Source organism: Pseudomonas sp. S3_E10 (assembly GCF_054667615.1).
The window spans coordinates 1111435-1129884 of the sequence record NZ_CP162743.1 but is presented as its reverse complement, the minus strand read 5'-3'; the positions used below and the strand labels follow the sequence as shown (position 1 = coordinate 1129884).

Below are 18450 nucleotides of genomic sequence, written 5' to 3'. Positions count from 1 at the left end.
GGAATCAGGCTTCTCATGGGCGAACTGGCCAAAGAAATCCTCCCGGTCAATATCGAAGACGAGCTGAAACAGTCCTACCTCGACTACGCGATGAGCGTAATTGTCGGTCGGGCACTGCCTGATGCGCGCGATGGCTTGAAGCCCGTGCACCGGCGTGTGCTGTTCGCGATGAGCGAGCTGGGTAACGACTGGAACAAGCCGTACAAGAAATCTGCCCGTGTTGTCGGTGACGTGATCGGTAAGTATCACCCTCACGGCGACACTGCGGTGTACGACACCATCGTTCGGATGGCCCAGCCGTTTTCCCTGCGCTACCTGCTGGTAGACGGCCAGGGTAACTTCGGTTCGGTCGACGGCGACAACGCCGCGGCCATGCGATACACCGAAGTGCGCATGACCAAGCTGGCGCACGAGCTGCTGGCCGACCTGCATAAAGAAACCGTGGACTGGGTGCCGAACTACGACGGCACCGAAATGATCCCGGCTGTAATGCCCACCAAGATCCCCAACCTGCTGGTCAACGGTTCCAGCGGTATCGCCGTGGGCATGGCCACCAACATCCCGCCGCACAACCTCGGTGAAGTCATCGACGGTTGCCTGGCCCTCATCGACAACCCCGAGCTGACCGTCGATGAGCTGATGCAGTACATCCCTGGCCCGGACTTCCCGACCGCCGCGATCATCAACGGTCGCGCCGGCATCATCGAAGCCTACCGCACCGGCCGTGGCCGCATTTACATGCGCGCCCGCTCGATCATCGAAGACATCGACAAGGTCGGTGGTCGCCAGCAGATCGTCATCACCGAACTGCCGTACCAGTTGAACAAGGCGCGCCTGATCGAGAAGATCGCCGAGCTGGTTAAAGAGAAGAAGCTCGAAGGCATCACCGAGCTGCGCGACGAGTCCGACAAAGACGGTATGCGCGTGGTGATCGAGCTGCGTCGTGGCGAAGTGCCGGAGGTGATCCTCAACAACCTCTACGCCCAGACCCAGCTGCAAAGCGTGTTTGGTATCAACGTCGTCGCGCTGATCGACGGTCGCCCGCGCATCCTGAACCTCAAGGATCTGCTGGAAGCCTTCGTGCGTCACCGTCGCGAAGTGGTCACCCGCCGTACCGTGTTCGAACTGCGCAAGGCTCGCGAACGCGGCCACATCCTGGAAGGCCAGGCGGTTGCGCTGTCGAACATCGACCCGGTGATCGCCCTGATCAAAGCTTCGCCGACGCCGTCGGAAGCCAAGGAAGCGCTGATCAAGATGCCATGGGAATCCAGCGCCGTAGTGGCGATGGTTGAACGTGCCGGCGCCGATTCCTGCCGTCCGGAGACCCTGGATCCGCAATACGGCCTGCGTGACGGCAAGTACTTCCTGTCGCCGGAACAGGCCCAGGCCATCCTGGAACTGCGTCTGCACCGCTTGACCGGCCTGGAACACGAGAAACTGCTGGCCGAGTACCAGGAGATTCTCAACCAGATCGGCGAGCTGATCCGCATCCTCAACAGCGCCGTGCGCCTGATGGAAGTGATCCGCGAAGAACTGGAAGTGATCCGCGCCGAATACGGCGACGTGCGCCGCACCGAAATCCTCGATGCGCGCCTCGACCTGACCCTGGGTGACATGATCCCGGAAGAAGAGCGCGTGGTGACCATCTCCCACGGTGGCTACGCCAAGACCCAGCCGCTGGCCGCGTACCAGGCTCAGCGTCGTGGTGGTAAGGGTAAATCGGCTACTGGCGTGAAGGATGAGGACTACATCGCTCACCTGCTGGTCGCCAACAGCCACACCACGCTGCTGCTGTTCTCCAGCAAGGGCAAGGTGTACTGGCTCAAGACCTACGAAATCCCGGAGGCCTCCCGTGCCGCCCGTGGTCGTCCGTTGGTCAACCTGCTGCCGCTGGACAGCGATGAATACATCACCACCATGCTGCCGGTCGAGGAGTACACCGAAGGTCACTTCATCTTCATGGCGACCGCCAAAGGCACCGTGAAGAAGACCCCGCTGGAGTCCTTCAGCCGCCAGCGCAGCGTGGGCTTGATCGCCCTGGAGCTGGATGAAGGCGACGTGCTGATCTCCGCAGCCATCACTGACGGCGAGCGCGAAGTCATGCTGTTCTCCGACGGCGGCAAAGTCACGCGCTTCAAGGAATCCGACGTTCGCGCCATGGGCCGTACTGCCCGCGGTGTGCGTGGCATGCGCCTGCCGGAAGGGCAGAAGCTGATTTCGATGCTGATTCCGGAAGAAGGCAGCCAGATCCTCACCGCTTCGGCGCGCGGTTATGGCAAGCGCACCGCTATCAGCGAGTTCCCGGAGTACAAGCGTGGCGGCCAGGGCGTTATCGCCATGGTCAGCAACGACCGCAACGGTCGTCTGGTCGGCGCGGTGCAGGTGCTCGATGGCGAGGAGATCATGCTGATTTCCGACCAGGGCACCCTCGTACGTACTCGTGTGGCCGAAGTGTCGAGCCTGGGCCGTAACACCCAGGGCGTGACGCTGATCAAGCTGGCTAGCGACGAAACACTGGTAGGCCTGGAGCGCGTCCAGGAACCATCGGAAGTCGAAGGCGAAGAGCTGGAAGGGGACGCGTTTGAAGGCGAGGTGATCGCAGCAGGCGATGACAACGTCGACGAGCCGACCCTCGACGCTGCCGCAGACGAAGAAGAACCGCAGGAATAAGCGGGCACACAGGGGGGCGGATGAAGATTCGCCCCCTTGTTGTTTGTCCCTTATGAAAGTATTGAATACCCGTTTATTGCACCACCCCACCAGATCAGAGTGAGATTGGATGTGAGCAAGAGAGCCTATAACTTCTGTGCCGGTCCCGCGGCGCTTCCTGAAGCAGTCCTGCAGCGTGCGCAGGGTGAACTCCTCGACTGGCATGGAAAAGGCCTCTCCGTGATGGAAATGAGCCATCGCAGCGATGAGTTCGTGTCCATTGCCACCAAGGCCGAGCAGGATCTGCGCGACTTGCTGGACATCCCATCGAACTACAAAGTGCTGTTCCTGCAAGGCGGCGCCAGCCAGCAGTTCGCGCAAATCCCGCTGAATCTGTTGCCGGAAGGCGGCACCGCCGACTATATCGACACCGGTATCTGGGGCCAGAAGGCCATCGAAGAAGCTTCGCGCTACGGGCATGTCAACGTGGCAGGCACCGCCAAGCCCTACGACTACTTCGCCATTCCCGGTCAGAACGAGTGGAAGCTATCGAAGGACGCGGCCTACGTGCACTACGTTGCGAACGAAACCATCGGTGGCCTGGAGTTCGACTGGGTGCCGCAAGTGGGGGACGTGCCGCTGGTGTGCGACATGTCCTCGGACATCCTTTCGCGCCCGATCGACGTCTCCAAGTACGGCATGATCTATGCCGGCGCGCAGAAGAACATCGGCCCTAGCGGCATCCTGGTCAATATCATCCGCGAAGACCTGCTGGGCCGCGCGCGCTCGCTGTGCCCGACCATGCTCAACTACAAGGTCGCGGCCGATAACGGCTCGATGTACAACACGCCGCCGGCGTTCGCCTGGTACCTGTCGGGCCTGGTGTTCGAATGGCTCAAGGAGCAGGGCGGCGTGGCGGCCATGGGCAAGCTCAACGAAGAGAAAAAGCGCGTCCTGTACGACTTTATCGACGCCAGCGGCCTGTACAGCAACCCGATCAACCTCACCGACCGCTCATGGATGAACGTACCGTTCCGCCTGGCGGACGACCGCCTGGACAAGCCGTTCCTGGCCGGCGCCGACGAGCGCGGCCTGCTGAACCTCAAGGGCCACCGCTCGGTGGGCGGCATGCGTGCCTCCATCTATAACGCCGTCGACATTCACGCGATCAACGCGCTGGTTGCCTACATGGCAGAGTTCGAAAAGGAACACGGCTAATGTCTGAACAAGAGCTCAAGGCCCTGCGCGTGCGCATTGACAGCCTGGACGAGAAAGTCCTGGAACTGATCAGTGAGCGCGCGCGCTGCGCCCAGGAAGTGGCGCGGGTGAAGATGGCGTCCCTGGCGGAAGGTGAGGTGCCGGTGTTCTACCGTCCCGAGCGTGAAGCCCAGGTACTCAAGCGGGTGATGGAGCGCAACAAGGGGCCGTTGGGCAACGAAGAAATGGCGCGGTTGTTCCGTGAAATCATGTCTTCGTGCCTGGCCCTGGAACAGCCGCTCAAGGTCGCCTACCTCGGGCCCGAGGGCACATTCACCCAGGCGGCGGCCATGAAGCACTTCGGCCACGCGGTGATCAGCAAGCCGATGGCAGCCATCGACGAAGTGTTCCGTGAAGTGGCGGCCGGCGCGGTGAATTTTGGCGTAGTGCCGGTGGAAAACTCCACCGAAGGCGCGGTCAACCACACGCTGGACAGCCTCCTCGAGCACGACATGGTGATCTGTGGCGAAGTCGAGTTGCGTATCCACCATCACTTGTTGGTGGGGGAGAACACCAAGACCGACAGCATCAGTCGTATCTATTCCCATGCCCAATCCCTGGCTCAGTGCCGCAAGTGGCTGGACGCCCATTATCCGAATGTCGAGCGGGTGGCGGTGTCCAGCAATGCCGAAGCGGCCAAGCGGGTCAAGGGTGAGTGGAATTCGGCGGCGATCGCCGGTGATATGGCGGCGGGCCTTTACGGGCTGACGCGCCTGGCCGAGAAAATCGAGGACCGCCCGGACAACTCCACGCGTTTCCTGATGATCGGCAGCCAGGAAGTGCCGCCGACCGGCGATGACAAGACGTCGATCATTGTCTCCATGAGCAACAAGCCCGGCGCGTTGCATGAGTTGCTGGTGCCATTCCACGACAACGGGATTGACCTGACACGCATCGAGACGCGGCCTTCGCGCAGCGGTAAATGGACCTACGTGTTCTTTATTGATTTCATCGGCCATCACCGCGACCCGCTGGTCAAGGGCGTGCTGGAGAAAATAAGTCAGGAAGCCGTGGCGCTCAAGGTGCTCGGTTCTTACCCGAAAGCGGTTTTGTGAGGCGTTAACATGAGTGGCAACTTCCTCGCCCTGGCTCAGCCGGGCGTGCAACAACTGTCGCCTTACGTACCGGGCAAGCCTGTGGACGAGCTGGCGCGTGAGTTGAACCTGGATCCTTCAAAGATCGTCAAGCTAGCCAGCAATGAGAACCCGCTCGGCCCGAGCCCCAAGGTGTTGGTGGCGATTCGTGAAGAGCTGGCCGAGCTGACCCGCTACCCGGACGGCAATGGTTTTGCTCTTAAATCGCTGCTGGCGCAAAAGTGTCGTGTCGAGCTGAACCAGGTGACCCTGGGTAACGGCTCCAACGACATCCTCGAGCTGGTCGGCCGTGCCTACCTGGCGCCGGGCCTGAATGCGGTGTTCAGCGAGCACGCGTTTGCGGTTTATCCGATCGTCACCCAGGCCGTTGGCGCTCAAGCCCGCGTGATTCCTGCCAAAGACTGGGGCCACGATCTGCCCGCGATGCTGGCGGCCATCGATGCCCAGACGCGCGTAGTGTTTATCGCCAACCCGAACAACCCGACCGGTACCTGGTTTGATGCAGCGGCGCTGAATGAATTCCTGCAAGACGTGCCGGAGCATGTGCTGGTGGTGCTGGATGAGGCCTACATCGAGTACGCCGAAGGCAGCGACCTGCCGGATGGGCTGGACTTCCTGGCGGCCTACCCGAACCTGCTGGTGTCGCGCACCTTCTCCAAGGCCTATGGCCTGGCGTCGTTGCGCGTTGGTTATGGTTTGTCCACGGCGGTGGTGGCTGATGTGCTGAACCGCGTGCGCCAACCGTTCAACGTCAACAGCCTGGCCCTGACGGCGGCGTGTGCGGCGTTGAAAGATGCCGAGTACCTGGCAGAAGGTCGACGCATTAATGAAAGCGGCATGTTGCAGTTGCAGGATGGCTTCCGTGATTTGGGCCTGGGCTGGATTCCGTCCAAGGGCAACTTCATTTGCGTCGACCTCGGCCAGGTGGCGGCCCCGGTGTTCCAGGGGCTGTTGCGTGAAGGCGTGATCGTGCGTCCGGTGGCCAACTACGGTATGCCGAACCACCTGCGCATCACCATCGGTTTGCCGGCTGAAAACAGCCGCTTCCTGGAGGCGCTGGCCAAGGTTCTGGCTCGTGGTTGATGTCACTGCATTGCAACCTGTTGTGCCTATGATCGGTCGCCTGGTGGTGGTCGGCCTGGGGTTGATCGGCGGCTCCTTCGCCAAAGGCCTACGCGAAAGCGGGCTATGCGGCGAAGTGGTCGGTGTGGACCTGGACCCGCAATCGCGCAAGCTGGCCGTTGAGTTGGGGGTGGTGGATCGGTGTGAGGCTGACCTGGCGTTCGCATGCCAGGGCGCCGACGTGATCCAGCTCGCCGTGCCGATCCTGGCCATGGAAAAACTGTTGGCGTTGCTGGCCGGCATGGAGTTGGGCGGCGCGATTCTCACGGATGTCGGCAGTGCCAAGGGCAATGTGGTGCGCGCCGCGCAACTGGCCTTTGGCGGCATGCCTGCGCGCTTTGTGCCGGGCCATCCGATTGCAGGCTCCGAGCAGAGCGGGGTGGAGGCGTCCAATGCGCAGTTGTTCCGTCGGCATAAAGTGATCCTCACGCCGTTGGCGCAAACCGATCCGGCCGCGTTGGCGGTGGTAGATCGTCTCTGGCGTGAGCTGGGAGCGGATGTCGAGCATATGCAGGTCGAGCGTCATGACGAGGTCTTGGCTGCGACCAGCCATCTGCCGCATTTGCTGGCGTTCGGCCTGGTGGATTCTTTGGCCAAGCGCAACGAGAACCTGGATATTTTCCGTTACGCCGCCGGTGGCTTTCGCGACTTTACGCGGATTGCCGGCAGTGATCCGGTGATGTGGCACGACATCTTCCTCGCCAATCGCGAAGCGGTGTTGCGCACTCTGGACACTTTTCGCAGTGACCTCGACGCTTTGCGCGACGCGGTCGATGCGGGGGACGGCCATCAATTATTGGGCGTGTTTACGCGTGCACGAGTGGCGCGAGAGCACTTCAGCAAGATCCTGGCGCGCCGGGCCTATATGGAAACAGCTGTGAATGCCGATGAGCTGATCTTCATCGCCAACCCGGGCGGTCGCTTGAGCGGGCGTATCCGCGTGCCGGGCGACAAGTCGATCTCCCATCGGTCGATCATGCTGGGTTCGTTGGCTGAAGGCGTGACCGAAGTCGAAGGTTTCCTTGAAGGTGAAGATGCCTTGGCCACCTTGCAGGCGTTTCGCGACATGGGGGTGGTCATCGAGGGCCCGCACCATGGGCGCGTGACCATTCATGGCGTGGGTTTGCATGGTTTGAAGGCTGCACCGGGGCCGATTTATCTGGGGAACTCCGGTACGTCCATGCGCTTGTTGGCCGGGTTGCTGGCGGCGCAAAGTTTCGACAGCGTGTTGACGGGCGACGCGTCGCTGTCCAAGCGCCCGATGAATCGCGTGGCCAAGCCCTTGCGGGAAATGGGGGCGCTGATCGAGACAGGCCCGCAAGGATGTCCGCCGCTGACCATCCGTGGTGGGCAATCGTTGAAAGGCATGAATTATGCGCTGCCGATGGCCAGTGCTCAGGTCAAGTCCTGTCTGTTGCTTGCCGGGTTGTACGCCAAAGGCGTCACCGCGGTGACGGAGCCTGCGCCGACCCGCGACCATACTGAGCGCATGTTGCGCGGGTTTGGTTATCCGGTGGCAGTGCAGGGCGCTACCGTATCGCTGGAATCGGGCCATGTACTGACAGCGACCCACATTGAAGTGCCGGGGGATATTTCTTCAGCGGCGTTCTTCCTGGTGGCCGCTTCGATTGCCGAAGGCTCCGAGTTGTTGCTGGAGCACGTGGGAATCAATCCGACCCGAACCGGTGTGATCGATATTCTGCGGTTGATGGGCGCCGATATCACCTTGGAAAACCCACGCGAAGTGGGTGGCGAGCCGGTTGCTGACCTGCGTGTACGTGCGGCTGCGCTGAAGGGTATCGAGATTCCTCAAGCGCTGGTGCCGTTGGCTATCGATGAGTTTCCAGTGCTGTTTGTGGCGGCGGCCTGCGCTGAGGGCCGGACCGTTTTGTGTGGCGCTGAAGAGTTGCGCGTGAAGGAGTCCGACCGAATCCAGGTGATGGCCGACGGTCTGCTGGCGCTGGGGGTGAAGTGTGAACCGACCCCTGATGGGATTATCATTGACGGCGGCCCGATAGGCGGCGGTGATGTACATGCCCACGGCGATCACCGCATTGCCATGGCGTTCAGCGTCGCTTCCCTGCGGGCAACGGCGCCGATTCGTATCCATGACTGCGCCAATGTTGCTACGTCTTTTCCGAACTTTCTTACACTGTGTGCCCATGTCGGCATGCGTGTTGCCCAAGAGGCTCAATTGTGAATATCAAAGCTCCGGTGATTACCATCGACGGGCCAAGCGGCTCGGGCAAAGGCACGATCGCCGGCATCCTGGCCAAGCGCCTGGGCTGGTGCCTGCTGGATTCCGGCGCGCTCTATCGCCTGCTGGCATTTGCCGCACGCAACCATGGCGTCGACCTGACCAACGAAGAGTCTCTGAAGCTACTGGCGGCGCACCTTGATGTGCAGTTCGTCGGGGCGACGGAAGGCCATCCCCAGCGCATCATCCTCGAAGGTGATGATGTGACCGATGATCTGCGCAACGAGCAGGTCGGCTCCTGGGCGTCCCAGGTTGCCGCGCTGCCGGCGGTGCGTGATGCGCTGCTGCAGCGTCAGCGGGCTTTTCAGGAACCTCCGGGCCTGGTGGCCGACGGTCGCGACATGGGCACGGTGGTATTTCCCGAGGCGCCGCTGAAGATTTTCCTGACAGCCAGCGCCGAGGAACGGGCTCGCCGCCGCTACTTGCAGTTGAAGGGCAAAGTCGATGGTGTTAGTCTGTCGAGTCTGCTAGATGAGATCCGTGCACGCGATGAGCGTGATACCCAGCGCGCAGTAGCCCCGCTAAAGCCGGCGGCTGATGCCATCCAGCTGGATTCCACGGAGCTGTCCATCGAGCAGGTACTGGAACGCATCTTGAGCGAAATCGCCATTCGCGATATCGCCGGGTGATCAAGAAGGCCGCAGGGGACCAGTCATAGTCCTGCGGTGGCTTCTTTTAACTGAAACTGACCCACACCGTCTGGGGTGTGGAGATGGGCGTATTCTTCGCCCTTATCAACAGGAATTAAAATGAGCGAAAGCTTTGCGGAACTCTTTGAAGAAAGCCTAAAAACCCTGAACCTTCAGGCAGGCTCCATCATCACCGGTGTTATCGTTGATATCGATTACCAAGCTCGCTGGGTAACCGTTCACGCTGGTCTGAAGTCTGAAGCTCTGATCCCGCTGGAACAGTTCTACAACGATGCTGGCGATCTGACAATCAATGTCGGTGACGAAGTTCACGTTGCTCTGGACTCGGTTGAAGACGGTTTCGGTGAAACCAAGCTGTCCCGTGAAAAAGCCAAGCGCGCTGAATGCTGGATTGTTCTCGAAGCAGCCTTCGCAGCTGAAGAAGTGGTCAAGGGCGTTATCAACGGTAAGGTTAAAGGCGGCTTCACTGTCGACGTTAACGGCATCCGTGCGTTCCTGCCAGGTTCTTTGGTCGATGTTCGTCCAGTGCGCGACACCACGCACCTGGAAGGCAAGGAACTCGAATTCAAGGTCATCAAACTCGACCAGAAGCGCAACAACGTTGTCGTTTCCCGTCGCAGCGTCCTGGAAGCAGAAAACTCCGCCGAGCGTGAAGCTCTGCTGGAATCCCTGCAGGAAGGCCAACAAGTCAAAGGTATCGTCAAGAACCTCACCGATTACGGCGCATTCGTCGATCTGGGTGGCGTCGATGGCCTGCTGCACATTACCGACATGGCTTGGAAGCGGATCAAGCATCCTTCCGAAATCGTCAACGTTGGCGACGAGATCGATGTCAAGGTTCTGAAATACGATCGCGAACGCAACCGTGTTTCCCTGGGCCTGAAGCAACTGGGTGAAGATCCATGGGTTGCTATCAAAGCCCGTTATCCAGAAAGCACTCGCGTTACCGCGCGTGTAACCAACCTGACCGACTACGGCTGCTTCGCTGAGCTGGAAGAAGGCGTGGAAGGCCTGGTACACGTTTCCGAAATGGACTGGACCAACAAGAACATCCACCCTTCGAAAGTCGTACAAGTCGGCGACGAAGTGGAAGTTATGGTTCTGGACATCGACGAAGAGCGTCGTCGTATCTCCCTGGGCATCAAGCAGTGCAAATCTAACCCATGGGAAGATTTCTCTGGCCAGTTCAACAAGGGCGATAAAATCTCCGGCACCATCAAGTCGATCACCGATTTCGGTATCTTCATTGGTCTGGACGGCGGCATCGACGGCCTGGTTCACCTGTCCGACATCTCCTGGAACGAAGTTGGCGAAGAAGCTGTTCGTCGTTTCAAGAAGGGCGACGAGCTGGACACCGTTATCCTGTCGGTTGACCCAGAGCGCGAGCGCATCTCCCTGGGCATCAAGCAACTGGAAAGCGATCCGTTCTCCGAGTACGTTCAAGAGAACGACAAGGGCGCCATCGTTAAAGGCACTGTGAAAGAAGTTGACGCTAAAGGCGCCATCATCGTTCTGGCCGACGATATCGAAGCGACTCTGAAAGCCTCCGAAATCAGCCGTGATCGCGTTGAAGACGCGCGCAACGTTCTGAAAGAAGGTCAGGAAGTAGAAGCCAAGATCATCAGCGTTGACCGCAAGAGCCGTGTAATCCAGCTCTCCATCAAGTCCAAAGACGAAGTGGAAGAGAAAGAAGCAATCCAGAGCCTGAAATCGGCTCCGGAAGCTGCACAAGGCGAGACCACTATGGCCTCCCTGCTGCGCGAAGCTATGGCTAAGCAGAACTAAGTTCTGTAAGGCTGTAAAAAGGGCGACTTCGGTCGCCCTTTTTTGTGCCTGCAATTTGTTGAATCAACAAGCGAGAACCAAGGCATTTAGCTCGGGGTCAGAACTGACTATAGTCTTGGTAAAAGCGTTACCCGTTTTGTTGTTGTTTTAATAAGGATTTCAATGAACAAGCTTATCGTAATATTCGCAGTGGTAATGCTTGCAGGCTGCTCAGTCACCAGCGCCAAAACTCACGCCAGGCGCGGCGTCAGCGGCATAGAGGTCGACTGCTCCGGTCTTGGCAACGGCTGGGATAAGTGCGAGAGGCGCGCCGCTCGTGAATGCAAGATGCAGGGCTATAAGGTCATCACTCGATCCAGCGACGCCAAGGATGAGGAGGGCGACTACCTGTTCGGCTGGAACCCCGCCGGCGCGGTTACTCGCAAGATGCTCGTCATATGCAATTGAGAGGTTTTGTGTTCTATTCAGGTGTTTATTTAACCAGCAGATAAGTTTATGCATGGGCTGTTCAAATTCATCAAGTCATGCTAAAACCTTCGAAGCGCTTTTCCTAGCTGCTTGAAAAAGAAGGGAAAAATATGACGAAGTCGGAGTTGATCGAACGAATTGTCACCCATCAAGGGCTGCTCTCATCCAAGGATGTGGAGTTGGCTATTAAGACCATGCTTGAGCAAATGTCCCAGTGCCTGGCTACCGGGGATCGGATTGAGATCCGTGGATTTGGGAGTTTTTCGCTGCACTATCGTGCGCCACGGGTAGGGCGCAATCCTAAGACTGGGCAGTCGGTAAGTCTGGATGGGAAATTTGTGCCTCATTTCAAGCCGGGGAAGGAACTGCGGGATCGGGTGAATGAAGATGAGGAAGAAGGCGTCTGAGTGGCGTTAGGGTGGGAGTAAGTCATGCGTGGGATTAAACGTGTTTTTCTGATGTTGGTAGTGCTAGCTGTTGCACTGATGGTTGCAGCTTTTGTGTTGGAGAACCAACAAGGCGTCTCTCTTTCGTTCCTGGGGTGGGCCACCATGCAACTGCCAGTGGCCGTTTATGTCGTCGCTGCGCTAATCGTCGGGTTGTTGATAGGTCCCTTTTTTTGCGTATTGGCAGCCAGTGTCCGCCGTAATAAGCGAGCGTCGGCTGCGCGCGGATAAAGTTCCTCCTCGCGACCGCTTCTCCCTATGGGTTGTGTAGGGGGCTATTTTCCTTCCGGGTAATCGTCAAGTGAGGCCCGCATTATTTGGAGGGGCTCTACTGAAAGCGCGCCCTTCCTCTTGCTCAGTCGAGTTAATCGATACCTTGAACTTAGGATTTTCTTCATAAAAATCAGTCAGTTGCGGATAGATTGCCTAGGGTTGGCGTTATAAAAGCGCCACGTCAAGGTTCAAAGCGCACCGGTTATCGGGTAAAATGCAGCCCATCAACGATAGCTGGCGTCTTGCGTTTTCAGTGCTAGTAGTTAGGCGGGATTCGGCCGGCGATCTGCTACTGTGAATACCCTCATATCTGTGTGAAAACTCCTCCAGTTTTGTGTTCGAACAAATGCCGAGGCAGCAATTAATCGGCTCGCGATCAATTCTATTTGCGGGTCTTGTCTTTAAGCAATATTTGGCTTAAGCCCAGTAAGCAAAAGAATTTTACGGTGAGCGCGATGCAGATTCCATTTAATAAACCACCCTATACGGGTAACGAAGATCAATATGTAATACGTGCCATGCGCAGTGCCAAGATGTCTGGTGACGGTGAGTTTACCATTGGTTGTCAGCGTTGGTTTGAGAAAACATTCTCTTGTGAAAAAGCGTTATTGACACCTTCGTGCACTCAAGCGCTCGAAATGGCTGCTATCTTGATAGATATACAGCCGGGTGACGAAGTCATCATGCCAAGCTATACCTTTGTAAGTACTGCTAACGCATTTGTACTTCGAGGCGCGAAGATTGTTTTTGTAGATATTCGGCCAGACACAATGAATATTGATGAAACGCTTATCGAAGCGGCGATCACTACAAAAACTAAGGCGATTGTGCCCGTTCATTATGCCGGTGTTGCCTGTGACATGGATGTGATCATGGATATTGCGCAGCGACATGACTTGTTTGTCGTGGAAGATGCTGCTCAGGGCATGATGTCGACTTATAAAGGGCGTTGGCTAGGGACCATCGGGCATTTGGCTGCTTATAGTTTTCATGAAACAAAAAACTACACCAGTGGCGGTGAAGGTGGTTTGTTGTTAATCAATGATAAGCGCTTTATTGGTCGCGCCGAAATCATTAGGGAAAAGGGTACTAATCGCAGCCAGTTCTTTAGAGGTATGATTGATAAATATACATGGGTTGATATTGGTAGTAGTTATTTGCCGGGGGAATTGCAGGCCGCTTATTTATTTGGGCAATTAGAATACGCGACGCTCATTAATGATTCTAGACTCAGTATTTGGCAGCACTACCGTACGGCCTTCGCAGAGTTGGCGGCGACGGAACTGATTGAAGTTCCGACCATTCCAAATGGCTGTGTGGCCAATGCGCATATGTTTTATATCAAAGTAAAAGATATCGCTGCACGCGGGGCAGTTCTCAGCCATTTGAAGGATGCCAGCGTGGGGGCGGTTTTTCATTATGTTCCACTTCACAGCGCGCCTGCAGGTGTTTTGCTCGGTCGATTCAACGGTGAAGACCGTTTTACTACCAGGGAAAGCGAGCGTCTTATTCGTTTGCCTGTCTGGCATGGTATGACAGAGGCTGAGATCCAGCATGTTATCAATTCCGTGATAGGTGCAGTTAATGCCCTCGGCCGGTAAGTTGGATGGCTCAAACCGAGGTATGCTGATCGGCGCTTTTTTTACAAGCGCTGCTCAAGCGTCAAAGATATTGGTTGGCTTCTGTTTACTAAAATTAATCGCCGTGTACATGGGGGCGGATGGCCTCGGCAAGCTGGGTCATTTCATGAGCTTGGTATCTATCGCTGTGTTGCTGGCAGGGGGCGGTATAAGCCACGGCGTAATCAAGTACGTCGCGGAGTTTAAAGAAAGTCATTTTAAAATGTACAAATTGTTCTCGACGTCAATATTCTACGCCTTGGGTTTTTGCCTTGTGGCGTTTGTTTTTCTGCTTGTTTTTTCAGAAAAAATTTCGACGCTAATATTCGGGCGGCGTGAAGACTTCTGGATTGTTATAGTGCTGGCCTTTGCTCAATTTGTATTTGCGTTCAATATTTTGTTCTCCGGTTTTTTTAACGGTCTAGGGAAACTGAAGGTAAACGCCAGCGTTCAGGTTATTTCCAATATTCTTGTGCTCCCCATAATCTGGTGGTTAATTTCCGCATGGGGTGTGTCTGGTGCAGCGATGGCAATGGTGTCATTGTTTACCATGCCCGCGCTCATTTCTTTGTTTTTTCTGAGGAGGATGTCGATTTTCAGAATGGTCAAGTGGCAGAAGTTTGATATAACACTTGGCAGGAATTTTTCCCGATTCGGATTGATGCTGCTTGTCAGCGCCTTAATGTTTCCAGTGGTCGAAATAATCATCAGGGAATCGCTAATAACGCAGGTGGGCTATGCCCAGGCGGGAATTTGGCAAGGGAGTATCAAGCTCTCGAGCGCGTATATTGGTTTTTTCAGCGTTTTTTTAGCATCATATTACATGCCGCTGGTGTCATCGACTCAAGATAAAGCAGCGGTTAAAGCCCAGGTAGTGAAATTTCTTCTATTGGTAATGGCGGCTTTCTTAGCTGGCGGTAGTGTTCTTTATTTTGGGCGTAGTTTTTTTATCCCAGCATTATTATCTTCCGAATTTCATGAATTGGAAGGCTATATAATTTATCAGTTGATTGGCGATTTTTTTAAAGTCTCTGCTTATGTTGTTGGTTTCGTCGCGGTGGCGAAGGCGGCAACGAAACTATATATCTTGGCTGAAGTGCTGCAGGCGCTACTTTTTATCGGCTTGACATTTACTGTAGGGCGCGAAGTGGGTGGGGTGCACGGTGTCATGTATGCTTACATGCTAGCATATATCATATACTTTATGATTTCGATGGCCGGTTTTATTTATTGGGCACGTAACTGATGGGCATGCAGTTTTTTCTCCCGCTGTATCTCGTATTCGGATTTCTGGTCATCGTCGCCGCGTGGGACATACTGGGTGAACAGAAACTGCCGCAAGCGGTTGTTTCTGCTCTGATGGGGGTGCCGCTTTTCCTATTGGCAACCTTCAGGGTGGCCGGTGTGGGCAATGACGATCTTGCTTACCTGACAATGCTGCATGAAATTCCTTCAATTTTGGAATGCAGCAATATTTATTGTGATTACAGCTATACAACATTTAATATCGAATTCGGTTTCTTTATGCTTCTCTCAACGCTCGCGGCGTTAGCGAGAAACTCTTATATGTTATTTGGGGTCAGTTCACTGGCGGCGATAAGTTTCAATGTTAGGAGTATTCGGTATTTCTCTCCTTACTTTGCCTTGGGTATGCTGATTTACTTTACGCATTTTTATCTTGCGAAGGACTTGAACGCGATACGTCTGGGGATAGCCTCTGGCATAGTATTTTTAGCCGCGACGTATCTTCATAAAAAACAATATATGCTGTTGGCGTTTTATCTTGCGCTGGCGATGACTGTACACGTGTCGTCGGCTTTTTTTATAGTTCCTGTCGTGTTGTATATGCTCAGGCCAACACGCGTGATGTATCTGTTGCTCACGGTAGTTCTTGTTTTGATGACATCCTTTGTTGACTCGAAATGGTTGTTGCGGCAAATGGCGTTCATCAGTTTTATCAGTGAAAAAATTGACTCATATCTAACCACTGAAAAGTACGGCTACGCATTGCCACTTTTTGATATGGTCAATATTAAGAATTTACTTCTGATTATAGCTGGGTGGGTGTGGTGGAAAAAGCTGGAGGTAAGCTATCCCACTTTCAATCTCGTTTTCTGCGTTTTTTATTGCGCGACGTTCTTGCGAATTGTCTTGGGCGACTTTGCAATTCTTGCAGGTCGCGGGTACGCGAGTATATCAATGTTTGAATATATACTGTTGCCTATGATTGCAGTGCATCTTTTTGGCAAGAGAAATGGCTTTTTGATTGTCGCTGTCTACGCCCTCGGTGCACTTTATTTGAATCTGAGCAGCAATTTAAGGTGGACGGGCGGTTCTGAAATTTTTTTTGATTTTTTATAATTTTTCTCGGTGAGTGTATGAAGAATATTTTGCTTGTATTGGGTGGCTTGGCCATTGGTGGCGTTGAGACCTATGTTGTCAGGTTGTCTAAATACCTCAGTCAGTCCGGGTGTAATGTAACAGTTACATTACTTTCGAATAAGTATGACGCAGGCCTGTTCAATGAGTTGTCTAATTACGCTACAGTCAATATCGTAGAACATCTGCCATTTTTTCCTGCGTCCAGTTGGATAAATGCGCTGTTGCCCGTGCCAAAGGATCCGGTTATATACGATGTCGTTCATGTGGTGGACGTGTTAACGTTGGCTTATGTTTTTTTGAATAAGGCGCGGTTGAAGTTCACTTTCCTTAGTATTGGTATCTATCACTCTATGGAAATCAGTTGGTGGCGGGGTCGAAATATATATTTCAGAAAGAAAATGCTCGAATTGTATGATAAAAACGTCCACTTGACGCTGTTTCCTAATGAGCGAACCGCGGAGATGGCAGCGGCGCTTTCTAATGTCGATGTGGCGACGCTGGATGTATTGCCGCTGGGGGTATCCTTTGAAAGCTATAGTACTCGTCAACCACTTCAATCGTCTCTGCGCATCGTTTCCATAGGCCGTTTAGTCGATTTTAAAGTTTATAATAAGCATGTCATCGCACAGCTGTCAGAGCTTCGTAAACGTGCAAATTTTGAGTATTTTATCTACGGCGCCGGTCCAGAGCACGCTGCGCTTATCTCGCTGGCTGAGACATGCGGTGTCAGTGATTATGTGCACTTTATGGGCGAAGTGGAGTATGCCGAGCTCCCCAGCATTTTCGACGGCGCGTTTTGTTTCGTGGGCTCTGGTACGACGATCATTGAAGCATCTGCAGCCGGTATTCCTTCGGTGGTGGGCATTGAATCCATAGAGTTACCGCTGACGTGTGGTCTATTTTCGGATGTCTCAGGGTATTCCTACAACGAAGTGTCAGCGACTACAGTGAGAGTAGGGATTCGGGAAACAATCGAGATGTTACATAGTATGAGTCCTGAGGGATACAGCGAAGTTTCTGATAAACATCGGCAAAAAGCCAAATCGTTTGATATCGTTGAAACATCAAAGCGGTTTGTTGAGCTGTCTAATCGGACCCCTGTATTTGATATTTCAATTAATCGCTGGGTTGCCATGTTGTCATTTGTCAAGTCAGTTATTCTTCAGGGGCCTAAAGCGCTTAAGTCCCGATTTTATAGTGTGGGATGATATGTCTTTGAATATAGCGATTGTCACTCAGTATTTTTATCCTGAGAGCTTCATTATCAATGATGTTGCCGAGGAGTTGGCGTGCTTCGGGCACACTGTTGAAGTCTTTACAGGACAACCTAATTATCCCGAAGGCGATACCTACAAAGGTTATGACTCCACTGCTTGTAGTGAGCAGATCTACAAGGACAGAGTAAAAGTTCATAGGGTTCCGTTGAGGCCCAGAAAGTCAGGTGGCGCTAAAAACTTGCTTCTCAACTACCTTTCCTTTGTGGCAAATGGCGTTAGGTACTTCCCGAAACAAAACGCTGGTAAGCAATTTGACGCAATCATCGTTTTTGCGGTTTCGCCGATTACAGCAGCTATTCCTGCCATCGTGTTAAAACGTTCCAGCAAGGCTCACTTGATGGTTTGGGTGCAGGATTTGTGGCCGGAAACGCTCAAGGCAACAGGGTTTATCAAAAATCCAATGCTGTTGAAGGCAATAGGTGTCTTGGTGCGTTTTATCTACGCACGGGCGGACACGGTCTTGGTTCAATCTGAAGCGTTCATTTCCTCTGCGTCCAAGTACGTGGCGAAAGACAAGCTCGTCTACTACCCCAACTCTTACCGCGTTGCAGCCACGCAAGCGAATGCTGTTGATGGCGTGCCGCTTGAGGTCCGCCAGTTATTGCTGTCGAATTTTTGCGTGGTCTTTGCCGGGAACCTTGGGTTTGCACAGTCCTTGGAGACTATTGTCGATGCCGCCAAGGCTCTGGTGCACCTGGATTGCAAGATTGTCGTGGTGGGCAGTGGTAGCCGTTTGGATTGGATGCAGGAACAAAAACGCCAGCACCATCTGCACAATCTGGAACTCGTAGGCCGTTTGCCCTCCTCAGCTATGCCCGAATTGTTCGCAAAAAGTGGGGCGTTACTGGTGACACTCAAGCGAGAAGAGATATTCGCATTGACCATACCCAGTAAGATCCAAGCCTATATGGCAGCAGGCAAGCCTATTCTGGCTGCTCTGGATGGCGAAGGGGCCAGGATTTTGGCCCAGGCGGGGGCTGGCTTATGTTCGCAAGCAGAGGATGCCGCAGCGCTGGCCAAGAACATTGAGGCGCTCTACGAGGCTACGCCGGAAAAAAGAGCCGCCTACGGAGCGGCGGCATTCAGGTTTTTCTGTGACAATTACGAAATGAAGACGCAATGCCATCGATTGGTACAAATTATTGAAAACCGTATTGCCAACTCTTAGAGA

General features: G+C 54.6%; 15 protein-coding genes. All 15 read left to right on the top strand.

Going from position 1 to position 18450, the window contains the following annotated elements:
* Window positions 1–15: 15 nt before the first annotated feature.
* The 15 genes from gyrA to AB4N98_RS04840 all read left to right on the top strand — a co-directional run bounded on the left by gyrA (window position 16) and on the right by AB4N98_RS04840 (window position 18447).
* A complete protein-coding gene (gyrA, locus tag AB4N98_RS04910) occupies window positions 16–2670 on the top strand; it encodes a DNA gyrase subunit A (RefSeq protein ID WP_065877014.1) in 2655 nt (884 codons plus the stop codon).
* Window positions 2671–2781: 111 nt separating this feature from the next.
* Window positions 2782–3867: a 3-phosphoserine/phosphohydroxythreonine transaminase gene (serC, locus tag AB4N98_RS04905; RefSeq protein WP_017526600.1), complete on the top strand. Its 1086-nt coding sequence runs from the start codon at window positions 2782–2784 to the stop codon at window positions 3865–3867.
* Window positions 3867–4961, top strand: a complete 1095-nt coding sequence (gene pheA / locus AB4N98_RS04900; protein ID WP_065877013.1) for a prephenate dehydratase — start codon at window positions 3867–3869, stop codon at window positions 4959–4961. The genes serC and pheA overlap by 1 nt, the downstream gene beginning before the upstream one ends.
* Window positions 4962–4970: 9 nt before the next feature.
* Window positions 4971–6083: a histidinol-phosphate transaminase gene (gene hisC, locus AB4N98_RS04895; protein ID WP_017526599.1), complete on the top strand. Its 1113-nt coding sequence runs from the start codon at window positions 4971–4973 to the stop codon at window positions 6081–6083.
* Window positions 6084–6111: 28 nt separating this feature from the next.
* Window positions 6112–8322, top strand: a complete 2211-nt coding sequence (locus AB4N98_RS04890) for a bifunctional prephenate dehydrogenase/3-phosphoshikimate 1-carboxyvinyltransferase (protein ID WP_460149287.1) — start codon at window positions 6112–6114, stop codon at window positions 8320–8322.
* On the top strand, window positions 8319–9008 hold the full coding sequence (gene cmk / locus AB4N98_RS04885; protein WP_003172653.1) for a (d)CMP kinase: 690 nt from the start codon (window positions 8319–8321) through the stop codon (window positions 9006–9008). The genes AB4N98_RS04890 and cmk overlap by 4 nt, the downstream gene beginning before the upstream one ends.
* Window positions 9009–9128: 120 nt before the next feature.
* The gene (gene rpsA / locus AB4N98_RS04880) at window positions 9129–10814 is read left to right on the top strand and encodes a 30S ribosomal protein S1 (RefSeq protein WP_016975322.1); all 1686 of its coding nucleotides are present in this window, start codon (window positions 9129–9131) and stop codon (window positions 10812–10814) included.
* 162 nt (window positions 10815–10976) lie between these two features.
* On the top strand, window positions 10977–11261 hold the full coding sequence (locus AB4N98_RS04875; protein WP_017526597.1) for a hypothetical protein: 285 nt from the start codon (window positions 10977–10979) through the stop codon (window positions 11259–11261).
* A 131-nt stretch (window positions 11262–11392) separates the two neighbouring features.
* Entirely contained in the window at window positions 11393–11689 is a 297-nt protein-coding gene (ihfB, locus tag AB4N98_RS04870; RefSeq protein ID WP_003218804.1) for an integration host factor subunit beta, read from the top strand.
* A gap of 24 nt (window positions 11690–11713) precedes the next feature.
* Window positions 11714–11959 (top strand): lipopolysaccharide assembly protein LapA domain-containing protein, encoded by a 246-nt coding sequence (locus tag AB4N98_RS04865; protein WP_017526596.1) that lies wholly within the window; start codon window positions 11714–11716, stop codon window positions 11957–11959.
* 497 nt (window positions 11960–12456) lie between these two features.
* The gene (gene rffA, locus AB4N98_RS04860) at window positions 12457–13602 is read left to right on the top strand and encodes a dTDP-4-amino-4,6-dideoxygalactose transaminase (RefSeq protein ID WP_460149535.1); all 1146 of its coding nucleotides are present in this window, start codon (window positions 12457–12459) and stop codon (window positions 13600–13602) included.
* Window positions 13586–14866: an O-antigen translocase gene (locus AB4N98_RS04855; protein WP_135196692.1), complete on the top strand. Its 1281-nt coding sequence runs from the start codon at window positions 13586–13588 to the stop codon at window positions 14864–14866. Before rffA ends, AB4N98_RS04855 begins: the two co-directional genes overlap by 17 nt.
* Window positions 14866–15981: an EpsG family protein gene (locus AB4N98_RS04850; protein ID WP_460149286.1), complete on the top strand. Its 1116-nt coding sequence runs from the start codon at window positions 14866–14868 to the stop codon at window positions 15979–15981. The genes AB4N98_RS04855 and AB4N98_RS04850 overlap by 1 nt, the downstream gene beginning before the upstream one ends.
* Before the next feature lie 17 nt (window positions 15982–15998).
* Window positions 15999–17210 (top strand): glycosyltransferase family 4 protein, encoded by a 1212-nt coding sequence (locus tag AB4N98_RS04845; protein ID WP_460149285.1) that lies wholly within the window; start codon window positions 15999–16001, stop codon window positions 17208–17210.
* A gap of 1 nt (window position 17211) precedes the next feature.
* Complete coding sequence (locus tag AB4N98_RS04840) at window positions 17212–18447, top strand: glycosyltransferase family 4 protein (protein WP_017526591.1); 1236 nt, start codon at window positions 17212–17214, stop codon at window positions 18445–18447.
* Window positions 18448–18450 lie beyond the last annotated feature (3 nt).